The 14,748-nt window shown below is 75.2% G+C and carries 13 protein-coding genes and 1 pseudogene; 11 read left to right on the top strand and 3 right to left on the bottom strand.

The window, feature by feature from the left end:
- Nucleotides 1–58: 58 nt before the first annotated feature.
- Complete coding sequence (locus ABT263_RS02655; protein ID WP_352286763.1) at nucleotides 59–601, bottom strand: GNAT family N-acetyltransferase; 543 nt, start codon at nucleotides 599–601, stop codon at nucleotides 59–61.
- 145 nt (nucleotides 602–746) lie between these two features.
- Between ABT263_RS02655 and ABT263_RS02650 the strand changes: the two genes are divergently transcribed.
- A complete protein-coding gene (locus tag ABT263_RS02650) occupies nucleotides 747–1,475 on the top strand; it encodes a dienelactone hydrolase family protein (RefSeq protein WP_352286761.1) in 729 nt (242 codons plus the stop codon).
- A gap of 49 nt (nucleotides 1,476–1,524) precedes the next feature.
- On the opposite strand, the gene ABT263_RS02645 is transcribed toward ABT263_RS02650, so the two are convergent.
- Nucleotides 1,525–1,929, bottom strand: a complete 405-nt coding sequence (locus tag ABT263_RS02645; protein ID WP_352286758.1) for a hypothetical protein — start codon at nucleotides 1,927–1,929, stop codon at nucleotides 1,525–1,527.
- A 121-nt stretch (nucleotides 1,930–2,050) separates the two neighbouring features.
- On the opposite strand from ABT263_RS02645, the pseudogene ABT263_RS02640 reads away from it, so the two are divergent.
- The 5 genes and pseudogenes from ABT263_RS02640 to ABT263_RS02620 form a co-directional block, all read left to right on the top strand.
- Nucleotides 2,051–2,242, top strand: a pseudogene (locus ABT263_RS02640) (ADP-ribosylglycohydrolase family protein); the annotation flags it as partial.
- Between the two features lie 138 nt (nucleotides 2,243–2,380).
- Nucleotides 2,381–3,445, top strand: coding sequence for a hypothetical protein (locus tag ABT263_RS02635; RefSeq protein WP_352286756.1), 1,065 nt, complete (start codon nucleotides 2,381–2,383; stop codon nucleotides 3,443–3,445).
- 551 nt (nucleotides 3,446–3,996) lie between these two features.
- Nucleotides 3,997–4,680 (top strand): hypothetical protein, encoded by a 684-nt coding sequence (locus tag ABT263_RS02630; protein ID WP_352286754.1) that lies wholly within the window; start codon nucleotides 3,997–3,999, stop codon nucleotides 4,678–4,680.
- A gap of 435 nt (nucleotides 4,681–5,115) precedes the next feature.
- Nucleotides 5,116–7,122, top strand: a complete 2,007-nt coding sequence (locus ABT263_RS02625; RefSeq protein ID WP_352286751.1) for a P-loop NTPase family protein — start codon at nucleotides 5,116–5,118, stop codon at nucleotides 7,120–7,122.
- Nucleotides 7,123–7,216: 94 nt separating this feature from the next.
- A complete protein-coding gene (locus tag ABT263_RS02620; protein WP_352286749.1) occupies nucleotides 7,217–7,753 on the top strand; it encodes a GNAT family N-acetyltransferase in 537 nt (178 codons plus the stop codon).
- A gap of 58 nt (nucleotides 7,754–7,811) precedes the next feature.
- Here ABT263_RS02620 and ABT263_RS02615 read toward each other — a convergent pair whose 3' ends face one another.
- A complete protein-coding gene (locus ABT263_RS02615) occupies nucleotides 7,812–9,029 on the bottom strand; it encodes a glycosyltransferase (protein WP_352286746.1) in 1,218 nt (405 codons plus the stop codon).
- 146 nt (nucleotides 9,030–9,175) lie between these two features.
- Between ABT263_RS02615 and ABT263_RS02610 the strand changes: the two genes are divergently transcribed.
- From ABT263_RS02610 to ABT263_RS02590, 5 genes are all read left to right on the top strand, one after another.
- Nucleotides 9,176–10,324 carry a winged helix DNA-binding domain-containing protein gene (locus ABT263_RS02610; protein ID WP_352286743.1) on the top strand — a complete coding sequence of 383 codons (1,149 nt, stop codon included), beginning with the start codon at nucleotides 9,176–9,178 and terminating at the stop codon, nucleotides 10,322–10,324.
- A 397-nt stretch (nucleotides 10,325–10,721) separates the two neighbouring features.
- A complete protein-coding gene (locus tag ABT263_RS02605) occupies nucleotides 10,722–11,417 on the top strand; it encodes a DUF1062 domain-containing protein (protein ID WP_352286740.1) in 696 nt (231 codons plus the stop codon).
- Between the two features lie 220 nt (nucleotides 11,418–11,637).
- A complete protein-coding gene (locus tag ABT263_RS02600; protein ID WP_352286738.1) occupies nucleotides 11,638–12,081 on the top strand; it encodes a nitroreductase family deazaflavin-dependent oxidoreductase in 444 nt (147 codons plus the stop codon).
- Between the two features lie 177 nt (nucleotides 12,082–12,258).
- A complete protein-coding gene (locus tag ABT263_RS02595; protein ID WP_352286736.1) occupies nucleotides 12,259–13,008 on the top strand; it encodes an ABC transporter ATP-binding protein in 750 nt (249 codons plus the stop codon).
- The gene (locus ABT263_RS02590) at nucleotides 13,005–14,705 is read left to right on the top strand and encodes a hypothetical protein (protein WP_352286734.1); all 1,701 of its coding nucleotides are present in this window, start codon (nucleotides 13,005–13,007) and stop codon (nucleotides 14,703–14,705) included. Before ABT263_RS02595 ends, ABT263_RS02590 begins: the two co-directional genes overlap by 4 nt.
- Nucleotides 14,706–14,748: the final 43 nt, after the last annotated feature.

Raw genomic sequence — 14,748 nt, 5'->3', positions numbered from 1 at the left:
CGGGCGCTCCGTCAGTTGGCCACCCGCCCGGCCACCCGCCCGCCCGCCCGCGCGCCGCCTACGATTCGGCGGAGGTCCGGCGGGCGGCCGCCTCGTCCCGCAGCACGCTGTAGCGGATGCTGTCGCGCCACTGCCCGTCGCGGAACACCACGTTGCGCAGCACACCCTCCTGGGTGAACCCGGCCTTCTCCAGCGCGCGTTGCTCGGCGAAGTTCTCCGTCTCGGTGTCGGCCTCCACCCGCGCGACCGGCGAGTACGCGAACAGGTAGTCCACCAGCAGGATCTGGGCGCGAGTCCCGATGCCCCGCCCTCGCGATCCGGGGAGCAGCTGGATGCCCATGCTCCAGTAGTAGGAGCGCGGCACGACGTCCACCCGCCGCCAGCCGACGAACCCGTGGAACTCGCCGCCGGCCGCGACGGCCAGCTGTCCGCGGTCGTCGCCCAGCAGCCGGTTCTCGGCCCACCGCCGCCGCCAGGACCCGGGGTCGGTCCAGCCGAACCACTGGAACGTCCCGACCGCCTCCGGGTTCTGGACCAGTTCCTCCAGGGTGCCCAGCTCGCTCTCGGCCACGGGGCGCAGTGTCACATCGTCATATGGCATGCGGTGAAGTGTAGTTTCGACCGTCGGGGGCCGGAGAGGATCTTCACCGCAGGGTGGGCGGGAGCGGCGGGGCCCGCACCTGCTCCGTTTCGCTGAGGGGAGAGTCCGCCCCGGTCCGGAGCGACGATCAGTACAGTCCCGTCTCATGACGATGGTCACCACACGCACGGTCACCTATCCCGCCGACGGCCTGACGATGGCCGGGCACCTCGCGCTCCCCGCCGGGGTCGACCGCCGGCCCGCCGTCCTGCTCGGCCCCGAGGGGCCGGGCCTGAACGACTTCCAGCGCCGCCGGGCCGACGCCCTCGCCGAACTGGGCTACGTGGCACTCGCCTTCGACCTCCACGGCGGCGGACACTGGTTCACCGACCCGCAGGAGATGCTGGCCCGCGTGATGCCGCTGCTCGCCGACCCCGGCCGGATGCGGGGCATCGGCCACGCCGCCCTCGATGTGCTGCGTGCCGAACCGCGGACCGACCCCGACCGGATCGCCGCCATCGGCTACGGAACCGGCGGCGCGATCGCGCTGGAACTCGGACGCGACGGCGTCGACCTGCGGGCGATCGGAACGGTCAACGCACTGACCACGGGCCGCCCGGGCGAGGCCGCGCGGATCCGTTGCCCCGTGTGGGCCGGGGTCGGCTCGGAGGACCCGATCATGGCCGCCGGGCAACGGGACGCCTTCGCCGCCGAGATGCAGGCCGCCGGCGTCGACTGGCGCCTGGTGGTCTACGGCGGGGCCCTGCACGCCTTCCACCACCCGCCGGTCGACCAGAGCGTGGTCCCCGGCGTCGGCCACCACCCGCGGCACGCGCGGCGGGCCTGGCGCGACATCGTCGGCCTGCTCGCCGAGTGCCTGCCCGTGACGGAGTGAGCGGGCCGACCGGGACGCGCCCGCGGGAATGTCCGGACAGGCCGTCGCCCTACGACCAGGAGACCTGGGCCCGCGGACCGGCCGAACGGACATCCACCAGATCGAACCCGTCCTGCCGGCGGATCACATGACGGATGCCCTCCGAGGCCGAACTGCGGACGAACCCCACCCATCCGACGCCGGTCGCCTTCCGGAGGAGCCACTCCACCGCCTCCATCACCACCCCGAACTCGTCCTCGTGGACACCGGTGCGAAGGGTGAGCGCCCAGGGGGCGCTCCCCTCGGGGTCCGCCCGATCGACGGCACGGACCAGCAAGGCGGTGTCCGCACCGGCGAACGAGTGGCTCGCCGATCCTCCGTCGAACACCGGCCACGGCTCGTGGCCGGAGTCCTCCCAGTCGACGGCAGCATGCGTCGCCGGTGCCCGGTCGGCCTGACCCAGGAGCCATCTCACCTCCTGTACGACCGACGCCGGGAGGTCCGACGGGAGATCCACAGCCAGGAACAGGTCGTAGTAGTCGCTCACCCCCCGAACCTAGCCCCCACCACCGACACTCCCGGGTGTCGGACCGCACGCGGCCGTCGACCTGGGCGGCGACACGGACACCGTCGCCGCGGTGACCGGCGGGCTCGCGGGCGCCCGCTACGGGCTGGACGCGATCCCTGCCCGGTGGACCGCACCGCTGAACGTCCCGCTGCCGGGTTCCGGCGGACGGGTCCTGCTGCTGCCCGACCTTGTCGACCTGGCGCGCCGCCTCGGGGGGTGACCTCGCCCGAGTGCCCCCGGGGTCCCGATCGTGTCCGCGGAGCGCACCCGGGACCCCGGGGGCACTCACCCGGCAGGGGGAGGGAGATCGTTCCGGCGGCTGACGGCGCACCGCCACGGACGGTGCACCGTGGGGAACATGACGAGTGCCGAACGGACGATGAGGGCGCTCCCGAGCGCCCGGTGGCAACGGTGGCCGGGTTGGGTGGCCCGGGCCACCCTGCTGTGGGGGGTGCTGTACGCCGCCTTCGGCCTGGCGTGCGCGCTGAGCGGGACCTCCTTGCTCCCTCGCGGCGGTGACTCGGCCGCCGCCGCGCTGAGTTGGGCGGTCGTGGCGACAGGGACGCTGGCGACGACGGCGAGCGGAGCGGTGGTGCGGTACGGACTGCGGCCCGCGCTACGGGTCCTGCTCCTGGTGACCTGCGGGCTGGCGGGAGTCACCGCGTTCAGCCTGCTGATGGATGTGATCACGCTGCTGTTCGGTCAGGGCGTGGACCACCCGGCCGCCGCGGCGAACAAGGCCCTGGCAGCGGTCGGAGCGGGCCTGCTCGCGGCCACGGCCCGCTCCGACCGGGCCGGCGAAGCCACCGGTACCACCGGAATCGGCAGTACCGGCGGTACTGCTGTGCGGGCGCCGACCGCTGCGCCGCGGGCCGTCCAACTCGCCGCCTGGGCCGGGACACTGGCCTTTCTCCCGTACACGGCGATGAAGCTGGTCTGGGCGTCCGGCGGGACGTTCGCGGGACTCACCGGTGCGGAGACGCTCGCGATCTCGGAGCGGAACGGCGCCTCGGGCGTCTTCCTCACCCTGGAGTCCTGCGGCCTGGACCCCACCGCACTCCTGGCCGCGCTCGGCGTCTTCCTCCTCTGGGGCCTGGTCCGCCCGTGGGGACAGCTCTTCCCCCGCCCGCTGCCGTTCCTCCGCAGCCGGCGCGTGCCGCGCTGGCTCCCGCTCGCCCCGGCTCTGCTCGGCGCCGCCACGCTCGCCCCCTACGGCGTGGTGGGAGTCGGATACCTGGCCCTGGCCGCGGCCGGTGTGGTGACGATCCGGCCCGGTGACTTCCCCTCCTCGGGCGACGCGCTGCTGGTCGGCTGGATCGGGCTGGTCGCCTTCGCCGTCTACGGCCTCGCGCTGACCGTCGCGGCCCGCTCCTACTGGCTCCGGACGCGACCTGCCCGTCGGGCGGGTGTCGGCGCGGAGTGATCGGTGGCGTCCGGGCTCGGCCTCGGCAACGACGGTGTCGAGCGGCTGGACGAGCTGGTCTCGGTCGACGGCCTGTCTCCGCTGGAAGCGGCCGCGCGTCACCCGCACGCGTGGTGAGCCCGTACCCCACCCTCGACCCAGCACCTGCGGGACGAGCCCGCTCGGCAGCCGAGGAAGGACAGGTCACGATCGAGTAACGCGTCGGGCGCCGGTGCCGACGGCCCGCCCGAGGCGCCGTTCCGGGCGGTGCTCCGTCGGGCGAGCCCCCCCACGCACCACCTGGATCACCTGTCTCCTGCACGAAGCCCGCCGGTTGGCCGCCCGGCGGGCCGACAGCGAGCGGCACGCGGCGCTGTCACCCCCCTTCCTGCACTGGCTGTGCCAACGCGGCGGTGACACGCCCGCCGGCTGTGTCCCGGGCCCTCCGCGGAGCCGAGGCCGAATCGCTGCTCCTCCCGGCACTCCACCAACTCGCCGAGCACACCGTGACGGAGGTGTGGCACAGCCTGGTCGCATCACTCGCACCGGAGGAAGTGCCCACGCGTCAGCCCGTGCGAACCCCGGGTGCCGAGCTGCGGCGGGAGCTGCTGAACGCCTACCTGCGGGTCCACAACTCCCTTTCGCAGGAACGCCGGTGTCGCCATCTGGCGGCCCTACTGGCCGACGAGATCACCGGCGGCGGTGCCACCCCGGAGCTGGCGGACCACCTGGCCGACTGTCGCCCCTGCACCCGGGCGGCGGCGGAGCTGCGGGCCATCCACCACTGGGACGTCGCCGTGCTGCAGAAGTGCACCCTGCTCCGCCCCTGGGGCCCGACACCCCAGAAGCCGATCCGCCCCGACGGCACGATCCCCGTCGATCCGCCGGAGCGGCCCCCGGGGCCGCCGGGACGCGGCGAACCACCGACGACGCCCGGCGCGACGCGGACGCGGCGCGCCACGTCACGGGCGCGACGCGGCGCACCGCAGGCGGTGATCACCGCCCGGCTGGACGCCACGCGGTCCGTGCCGTCCGGTCGGCGGCGCCACCGCCGCAGCCCGACACCGTGGCAGGCCGGCGTGCAGGAACTGGCGATCGCCGAGGCGCCGTCCGTGCTCGGGCTGCGCCGAACCCCTCGGCGAGGCACCATCGATGGACCTCGCTCTGGCCACCGGCCGCGGCCCGCGATTCTCCCGGGACGAACGGCCCGGTCCTCGGATCAGAGCAGCTCTGATCATTCGATCGTCAGGTTATAGTGCGCACGTCAACATGCACGGGCAGGCCTCTGCGGGGCCGCCCTGACGTCGGATCACCTCCGCCGTCCCGAGGCAGGAACCGATACGACGTTGCCCAGAACGCGAGTTGCCGTCCCGGTCACGGCGCGGAGAGTCGAACTCACCCGCCCGGACACGGTGCACGGATCCGCGTTCCGCCGCCTCCGCGGCCCCGGCCGCCGGAGACCCCGCCGCCGCTCGGCCCCCGTCTGAGAGCGAAGCCGGCCGCTCACCCCTTACGTCACCGTCACCCGGCGCTCCTCGTGCGCCCGCGCTCTCCGAGAGGTCCGCCCCGCCATGGTCGACCCCCGCTTCAGCATCCTGTCCGAGGACTGCGCCGCCGAGCACGCCCCCGTCACCACCGCAGACGGTACGCACGCCACGGACCACCGCCGACACGAGGAAAGAGGAGCCGCCATGGCAACCGTCGGAGAGCGGCTGAGCAGCGCCCGGGTCCGGGCCTTCATCGGCCGCGACGAGGAGCTCGCCCACTTCGCGCGCGCCCTGGCCGGGGACCCGCAGGCGCCGTTCGCGTTCTACCTGTCCGGTCCGGGCGGCATCGGCAAGTCGACGCTGCTGCGCCGCCTCACGGACCACGCCCGCACGGCGGGACGGCCCCTGCTGGAGCTGGACGGCCGCTTCGTCAGCCGGGATCCGGCCGACTTCGAGCGCGCCGCCGCCTCCTTCCTGACCGCCCCCGGCACGGTGCTGTTCCTCGACTCCTTCGAGCACTGCCAGTGGCTGGAGAGCTGGCTGTGGCAGCGCTTCCTGCCCCGCGCCGCCGCCGACACCCTGGTGGTGCTGGCGGGCCGCCTCGCGCCCCAGCCGCAGTGGGCGGCCGATCCCGCCTGGGCCGGACTCCTCCACGTCAGCGAGCTGGGGCAGTTCACCGAGGAACAGGCCCGGAGCCTGCTCACCACCGCGCAGGTCCTGCCCGAACTGCGGGAGCGGGTGCTCCGCTTCGCCGGCGGCAACCCGCTGGCGCTCTCCCTGGCGGCCGCGTCCGGCATGGCGGACTGGACGAGGGAGGAGGTCTGGGCGCCCTCGGCGGACGTCCTGCGCACCCTGCTGTCGGGCCTGATCGGCGAGGTGCCGACGGCGGCCCACCGCCGCGCGCTGGAGCTGGCCGCCCAGGCCTACTCGACCTCCGAGGAGCTGCTCGCCGCCGTCCTGCCCGAGGAGGACGCCCACCCGCTCTTCACCTGGTTGCGCGACCTGCCGTTCATGGAGTCCACCCACCGCGGGCTCCACCCGCACGACGCCGCCCGCGAGACGCTGGCCGCCGACCTCCGCTGGCGGGCCCCCAACGCCTTCGTGACGATGCGCCGGCGGCTGGCCGAGGAGTACCTGCGCATCCTGCGGGAGGCCCCGGAGGAGCGGGTCTGGACCGTCACCGACGAGCTGTTCTACCTCTTCCGCGAGGGGGAGATGGTCGCCCGCCTGCGCACCTTCTCCCGCGAGGACGAGGTGCACGACCGGCCCCTCCACCCGGACGACCTCGACACGGTGCTGCGGATGGCCGAGCAGACCGAGGGCCCGGCCTCGGCGGAGCTCGTCCGCTACTGGGCGCGGCGCCAGCCGCAGGCCTTCAGCGTCTACCGCCTGGTGAGCACGGGCCGCACCGTGGCCTTCACGGTCCGCCTCGCCCTGCCCGCCCCCGCCGATCCGGAGGACCTGGCCGCCGACCCGGTCGTGGCGGCCGCCTGGGAGTACGCCCAGGCCGCCGGGCCGGTCCGGCCCGGCGAGCACATCGGCGTCAGCCGCTTCTCGGTCTACCCCGAGCGGTACCAGGTGCCCTCGCGCGTCATCGACCTCAGCAGCTCCCGCGCCCAGGCGGAGTCCGCCCGGGCCCGCGGCCGCGCCTACGGCTTCGCCGTCTGGCGGGACGCCGAGACGTGGTCGGCGCGCGTCAAGGGCAGCCTCGCCGACACCGGCGCCCGGCCGCGGGTCGGCGAGCACACCTACGGCCTGTTCGCGGTCGACTGGCGCCAGGTGCCCGTCGAGACCTGGCTCCGCCACTTCATAGCGGCCACCGCCGTGCCCACCCTGGCCGGGCCGTCGGGCGTCTCGCGCGCCGCGTTCGACCAGGCCGTCCGCGACGCCCTGACGCACTGGCGCGACGCGGGCGCCTTCGCCGCCTGCGCGCTGCTCCGCACCCGCCTGGCGGCCGACTTCGGCGAGCCCGTCGAGGAGTTGCGCGCCCTGCTGCGCGGGAGCGTCGACGACCTCGCCCGCGATCCGCGCGGTGTCCGCGCCCGCGACGCCGTGACCGCGGGCTACTTCTCCGGTGCGCCCACCCAGGAGGCCGCCGCCCGCCGGCTCGGCCTCCCCTACGGCACCTACCGGCGCCATCTACGGCAGGGGCTGGACCTGCTCAGTGAGGCGCTGTGGCGGCTGGAGCTGCACGGTCCCGGTCCCGAGTGAGGCGGCGCGAGCGCACACGTGTGCCGGCCGTCCCCCTCCCGGCACCGGCAGGAAGCGGCTGGTCACGGGCGCCGGACTGTGGTTCCATGCCGCGATGAGGAGTGAGAGCGGGTCCAACCCGGGCACCGCCCCGGGGGTCCGGTGTCGTGACGACCGTGACCTCGGTGCGTGCGTGCGGGTCCTGGCGGAGGTCCATGCGCGGGACGGCTACCCGGTGAACTGGCCCGAGGCGCCGACGTCATGGCTCACGCCCCCCGTCCTCATCGGCTCGTGGGTGGCGGAGCTGGGCGGCCGGATCGCCGGCCATGTCGTCCTGTCCCGCAGCGGCGCGGGCGACGCGGCGCCGGGGCTCTGGAGCGCTCGGGCGGGGGTGGGCGTCGACGGGACGGCGGTGGTCAGCCGGCTGTTCGTCGCCCCGTCCGCCCGTGGCCGCGGGATCGGCGCGCTGCTGATGGCGCGGGCGGCCGAGGAGGCCCGGGCCCGCGCTCTGCACCCGGTGCTCGACGTGGTGGCGTCCGACACCGCCGCGGCCGCGCTCTACGAGCGCCTCGGCTGGCGGCTGCTGGCCACGGTCGAACAGCGCTGGAGCCCGGAGCAGCTGGTCGCCGTCCGCTGCTACGCCGCCCCGTAGCGCGCGGCGACGGCGGAGGCTCTGCCCGGCCGCGAGGAGGCCCGGGCGAGCCCCGGTCTCACCGGCCGTAGGCCGTGTCGATGTGGGCGAGCACCGCGGCGGCGCCGTCCTCCGTGGCGATCCGCCGGGCGAGTTCGGCCGCGCGGCTCCGGTGGACCGGCTCGGTCGTACAGGCCGTGATCGCGGTCCCGAGGGCTTCGGCGCTCAGCTCCTCGAACGGCAGCACCAGCGGGGCGACGCCCAGCCGGTGCAGCCGGTCCGCCCAGAAGGGCTGGTCGGCCATGACGGGGACCGGTACGGCCGGTACCCCGGCGCGCAGCCCCGCCCCGGTGGTACCCGCTCCGGCGTGGTGGACGACGGCGGCCGTGCGGGGGAAGAGCCAGTCGTGCGGTACGTCGCCGATGGCGAGGACGTCGTCGCCACCGCCGCCGAGGTCGGCCCAGCCCGCCTGGACCACCGCGCGCACCCCCGCCCGCTTCACCGCCGCGGCCACCAGGTCGCTGAGCCGTTCCCCGTGACCCGGGGCCATGCTGCCGAACCCGATGAACACCGGTGGCGGCCCGGCCTGGAGGAAGTCGGCCAGCTCGGCCGGGGGCCGCCAGCCGTCCGGCCGGGCCGGCCACCAGTAGCCCGGGACCTCGACCCGGGTCGGCCAGTCCGCCGGGCGCGGCAGCACGGAGGGGCTGAAGCCGGCGAAGACCGGGCCGCGGTCGGCCTCCGACGGTGCCGGTGCCGCTTCGGGCAGCCCGAGGCGGGCCCGCAGCCGGGTGGCGGCGCCCGCGAAGAGCTGGTCCCGGCGGCGCACCACGTCGTGGCCCGCGGCCAGGTTGCCCTCCGGTCCCAGGCCGTCGGCGTCCGTCGCACCGGGCAGCGCGAACTCCCGGGTGGCGAACGCCGGTACGAGGTGGGTTTCGAGGACGGGCACGCCGAGCGCCTCCCCGGCCGTCTCGCTCAGCGGAGCCGGGGCGAAGGCGGTGAGCACCAGGTCGGTACCGTCCGCCACGGCCCGCTCCACACCGTCGGCGAGCCCGTCCACGTACGCCCTCGTCAGCGCCCGGGCCTCCGCCCGCGACGCCGCCCGGGACCAGCCGCGGATCAGCTCCTCCGGGTCCCCCGGCAGCGGCCGGTACCCGAGGCCGCACCCGCCGACGAGTGCGGCGAAGGCCGGATGGGCCGCCACGGCGACCTCGTGTCCGGCGTCCAGCAGGCGTCGCCCCAGGCCGGTGAACGGTGCGACGTCGCCGCGCGACCCGGCGGTGATGATCAGAATCCGCATGCCGCGATTCTCCCCGACGGGCGGCGCCCCGTTCACCCTTCCCGGGAGCCCACCAGCCGCTCCGGGCGGGCGGCGGTACCGGCACCTCTCGTCGGCTGACCGGCCCGCGGGTTTCCCGGGGAGCGGCGAGCCGGGAGAATGCGGGCATGGTGATCACGGCGCGCGCCCTCAACCGCTCGACCCTCGCCCGGCAGTTGCTGCTGGCGCGGGAGCCGATCGACGCCGCCGACGCGGTGCGGCGGGTGGTCGCCCTCCAGGCGCAGGAGCCCGCCTCGCCCTACCTGGCACTGTGGAACCGGATCAGCGGATTCGACCCGGCCGGACTCGACAGCGCCGTGGCCGGGCTGCGGGTGGTGCGGTCGACGCTGATGCGGATCACGCTGCACCTGGTCCACAGCGAGGACTACCGGGCCTTCCGCGAGGCCGTGGAGCCGACCCTGCGCGCCTCCAGGCTCGGCGACGCGCGCTTCACGGCGTCCGGGCTGACCGCCGCCGACGCCGACGCCCTGCTTCCCGAGCTGCTGGACTTCGCCGACCGGCCGCGGACCGGCGCCGAGGCCCAGGCCTGGCTCGGCGAACGCCGCGGCACACCGGTCGAGCTCCCGGCGTGGCGGATGCTGCGGCAGTACGCGCCGCTGTGGCACGTGCCCGCCGGCGGGCCCTGGTCGTTCGCCCCCCGGCCGTCGTACGTCGCCGCCGCCACGCGGCCGGTGCTGACCGACCCCCACGCCGTCCTCGACAGCACGGGGCCGCTGATCCGCCGCTACCTGGAGGGCTTCGGCCCGGCCTCGGTGGCGGACATGGCGCAGTTCGCCATGATCCAACGGGCCCGCGTCAGAAGGGCCGTACAGGCACTCGGCGACGAACTCGAAGAGCTGGAGGGCCCCGACGGCACGGTGCTGTTCGACCTCCCCGGCGCGCCCCGGCCGGACGAGGACACCCCGGCGCCGCCCAGGCTCCTGCCGATGTGGGACAGCACCCTGCTGGTCTACGCCGACCGCAGCCGGGTCCTCCCGGCCGCCTACCGCAAGCTGGTGATCCGGGTGAACGGGGACGTGCTGCCGACCCTGCTGGTCGACGGCCACGTCGCCGGCGTCTGGCGGAGCGTCGACGCGGGGATCGAGGCCACCGCCTTCCACCCCCTCCCGGAGGAGGTCTGGGAGGCGCTGGCCGCGGAGGCCGGTGCGCTGTTCGCCTTCCTCGCCGACCGCGACCCGCGGGTCTACCGGCGCTACGACCACTGGTGGGCCAAGGGCCTGCCCGCCGCCGAGACGCGTCTGCTCACACCGGCCTGATGCCGTCTGATCCATCGGTCCACATTGAGCGCATGATCCGTCACTGAGGAGGCCGGAACCCTGCCGGCGACCTGACGCCGCCCCCGCACCCGCACCTGTTTCCGGCCGAGGCCCAGGCCCAGGCCCAGTCCCAGGCCCAGTCCCAGTCCCAGGCCGAGGCCGAGGCCGAGGCCGACGAAAAACGGCTTGCCTTCGAGCGGTGACCTCGATCAGGATCGCCCGCATGGACCTGTAACGGCTGCCACGTAGCGAGAACCACCCTGTCGCGCGATCGATCTCGGAGCCTGATGGCTCGGCCCCGAGGCGATCAGTCGCGCCCGCGTGTGCATCCGTCAGATCCAGGAGCCGCAGCACCGCCTGCGAGAGCTCCTGCCGAGTCCTGAAAGCAATCACCTCCATGCATACCGACCGCAAGGCCCTGTGGGCCGTGCGCCAGTCCGCCCTGCCCACCATCGTGCGCCAGTGCCCGGACTGCTACAGCACGCGTCACCGCCCCTCGGGCAAGATCCGCGTCAACGCGAACGGCAAACTCCTCGACGTCTGGCTCCTCCTGAGCTGCGCGGGGTGCGACCGGACGTCCAAGGTGCCCGTCCACGAGCGCGTCCACGTCTCGTCGCTGGAGCCTGCCCGCCGGGTGGCGTACGAGACCAATGACCCCGCCGTGGTGCGGGAGTTGACGATCAGTGCGGCACTCGCCGCGAAGACCGGATACCGCCTCGACTGGACCGGCACCTGGGGCCTGGAGACCCGCACGCCCCTCTACGCGCTCGACGACCCGACCCCGCTCAGGGTGCTGGTCACCTTCGAGCTGCCCGCGCCGATCCGCGTCGAGCGGCTCCTCGCGCTCGGGCTCGGGCTGAGCCGCGCGCGGATCCGGCGCATGCTCGGGGACGGGCGCATCCACCTGCCACCGGCCCTGGGCGCCAAGGCGCACCGGGACTTCGAACTCACGATCCACCGTCCCGGCTCCGTCGACGTGGCGAAGCCCGCGACGCTCCTCGACACCCCCACGCCGATCGGCGCGCGCACTGCTCCGCACCCTCTCGGAGCGCTCGACACGGCGCGGCAGCTGTCGCGGTCGGCGGGAGCGTAGGAGAGAACCGGTGAGGCCTCCCTTCGAGTCGTCGGGAGGCCCCACCGCCGCGGCACCCGACCGGGCGCCACCGTTGCCTCCCCGCAGCACCCCTGGGTCGCCCCGTCGCGTGCCCCCGCAGGTTCTCCCGGACCAGTGTCCCGGGACGACCGTGCCCGGAGGCGTTGGCAGTCGTTGTCGAAACCGTCGACCCATTTCCACACGAAGGCAGGCGGACACCGTGACCGACATCGACTGGGACCACCCCAAGGACCCCGCGCCGGGCACCTGGCAGCTGGACCACGTCAAGCAGTACGTGGGCTCGAACGGCGCCGAGGGGCAGCACTGGAAGGGCACCCAGACCCTCCTGCTGACCACCGTCGGCCGGGTCTCCGGGCAGGCCGTCCGCACGCCGCTCATCTACGGCGAGGACGGCGGCCGCTACCTCGTCGTCGCCTCCAAGGGCGGGGCCGACGACGCGCCCCTGTGGTACCGGAACCTGACGGCCGACCCCCGGGTCCGCGTCCAGGTCGGCCCGACGATCGTCCAGGGCACCGCGCGCACCGCCACCGCCGCGGAGCGGGCCGCCTTCTGGCCGGTCATGGTGGGCCACTGGCCCGCGTACGACGAGTACCAGGCCAAGACCGACCGCGAGATCCCGATCGTGGTCATCGACCCCGCCTGACCGGCGCGCGTGGAGCGCACCGCGGGCGGGCGGGTGGCCCCCGGTGCGCCCCACGCCCACCGCGGGCCGAACCGGGCTCGACGTCCGCACCGGCTCCGGGCCGGCGCCACCCTCACCCGGGTGGCCGCCGGTGGATCGGTACTGTGGCCGGACACCCCGTCGAGAGGCGCCCTCCCCATGGCCAAGAACGCCGCCGAACCACGTGCCGCGGCTCGCAAGCCCCTGCTGCAGCTGACCGGCGTCAGCCGCTCGTACGGCGAGCGGGAGGTGCTGCACCCCGTGAGCCTGTCGCTGGCCGCCGGAGAGTGCGTGGCACTGCTCGGCCACAACGGATCGGGCAAGTCGACCCTGCTCAGGGTCGCGGCCGGACGCGACGCCCCCAGCAAGGGCACCGTGGTCTTCGACGGCATCCCGATGGACGAGAACGACCCCCGGGTCCGGGCCCGGGTGGCGGTGGTCGGCGACACCGTCGCCTGCTACCCCGACCTGACCGTCCGCGAGCACCTGCTCCTGGTCGCGGTCGCGCACGGGGTCGCCGACGCGCCCGACTGGGTCTCCCAGGTACTGACCGACCGGATGCTCACGGCACGGGCCGACGCGCTGCCCTCGGCCCTCTCCTCCGGACAGATGCAGGCCCTGCTGCTGGCGTGCGCGCTGGTGCGCCCGCGCGACCTGCTGCTGCTGGACGAGCCCGAGCAGCGGCTCGACCCGGACGCCCGCCGCCACCTCGCCGACCTGCTCAGGGCGGAGCTGGCCGACGGCGTCGCGGTGCTCCTGGTCACCCACCACACCGACCTCGCCCTGGACGTGGCGGACCGGGTGGTGGTGCTGGAGGACGGCAAGATCCTGAAGCAGGGCGCGACCCGCAAGGTCCTGGCAGCGGATCTCGCGACCCGCACCGCCGCCGGCTCGGCGGGTGCCCGGTGACCACGACCCACCCGGAGGCCGACCGCGACCTCGCCGTCGAGGCCTGGACGGACGACGACGACTGGACCGACGAGACGCTCGCCCTGCTCCGCGCCCTGCGGGCCCCCCACCGGCGCAACCGTGCCAAGTCGGTCGGCTTCGCGGTCTACTGCGTGGTCCTCATCCTGATCATCTGGGGCGGCGTGCCCAGCCTCGGCCTGTTCCTCCAGGCCTCCATGGGCGCCGACTACACCGGCCACGGCGGTGATCTGCTCGCCGCCATGCCCGCCGGGATCACCGCGATCGGGCTGCTCACCTTCGTCCTGCTGGTCCGGGACGGCCTGTGGCGCGGCCCGGTGGTGCCGCCCCGGGCGGCGACCGACTGGCTGCTGATCCACCCCGTCCGGCCCCGCCCGGTGCTCCGCCCGTGGTTCTGGCTGTCCTGCGCCGTGGCCGCCTTCCCCGGCCTGGTGGCGGCGGTCGGCGGCATGGTCGCGCTCGGGCTGACCGTTCGGGTCGGCCTGCCGGCCGCGCTCGGCTGGTGCCTGCTCGGGGGGCTCTGCGTACCGCTGCTGGCCACCTGCGCCGCGCTGGTCGTGGAGCGCAGTGACCGCACCGCCCGCTGGGTGCGCCGGCTCACTCCGTACCTGACCGTGCTGATCATCGCGCTGGCCGGCCAGAGCGCGCTGGCCGTCGCCGGACACCCGGTGCACTGGCTGGAGCTGGTCGAGCTGTGGTCGGGGCCGTGGGGCTGGGCCGCGATCGCCGCCCTGGCGCCGACGCCGGCCGCCGCGGCGGGCGGCTGGGCGGCCGCCGCACTGCTGTTGCTGTCGACCGTCGCCGCCCTGGCGCTCGCCGACCGGGCCGCCGCGACGGTGCCACTGGCCCGGCTGCGGGAGCGGGCCAGGACGGCCGCCGGGGTGCTGGCCGCGCTCCGCACGGTCGAGCTGCGCAGCGCACGACTGGCCGTGAACAGCGCCAACGGCAGCGACCGGCAGCGCAGGCTCCGGCTGCCGGCGCCCCGGCGGGCGTGGCAGGTCGTGCCGTGGCGGGACACCCTCGCCCTGCTGCGCTCGCCCGCCCGGCTGGGCCGCGCGGTGGTGCTGGCGGTGCCCGCGCTGCTCTGCGCCGTCCTCGCGCACGGCGCCACCGGTGGGCTGTCCTGGCTGACCACCGCCGCCGCCCTGGTCTTCGGCTACCTGGCGGTGGCACAGCTGCTGGAGCCGGCCCGGATCGAGACGGACGACGTCCGGCGGGCCTCCTGGTCGCCCTATCCGTTCGCCCCCCTGATGCTGCGCCACGCGATCGTCCCGACCGTGGCCGGGCTCCTGCTGGGGCTGGCCTGCGCCGGGGCGCTGCTGGCCGCGGGCAGCGGCCCGGCCGCCTGGCTCGCCCCGGCCTCCGCGCCGGCACTGGTCGCCGCGGGGCTGGTGAACGCCTGCCGCGGGGTGCTGCGCAAGGACCTGATGCTGTCCCCGGCCCAGGGCGCGGGCGGCGGGACGGGCCCGCTGCTGTTCGCCGCCTGGTACGCGGCCGGGCCTGCCGTGGCGGTGGCGGTGCTGACGCCGATGTTCTCCACCGCCCTGCGCGGCGGGACGGCCGTCCCGGTCGGCAAGGCCGCCCTGATGGCGGTGGTGGTCGCCGTCCTGCTCCTGCGCTGGGCGCAGGCCAGGGCGACGAAGATGAGCAAGGCCCGCCCGGGGACGAGCGCTCCCTAGCCCCGTCCGTACGTCGCGGGTCGTCGCTCCGGACACGTCGGCG

The sequence above is a fragment of the Kitasatospora sp. NPDC001603 genome (assembly GCF_040298365.1).
Taxonomy (GTDB): domain Bacteria; phylum Actinomycetota; class Actinomycetes; order Streptomycetales; family Streptomycetaceae; genus Kitasatospora.
This window is presented reverse-complemented; position numbering and strand designations above follow the sequence as displayed.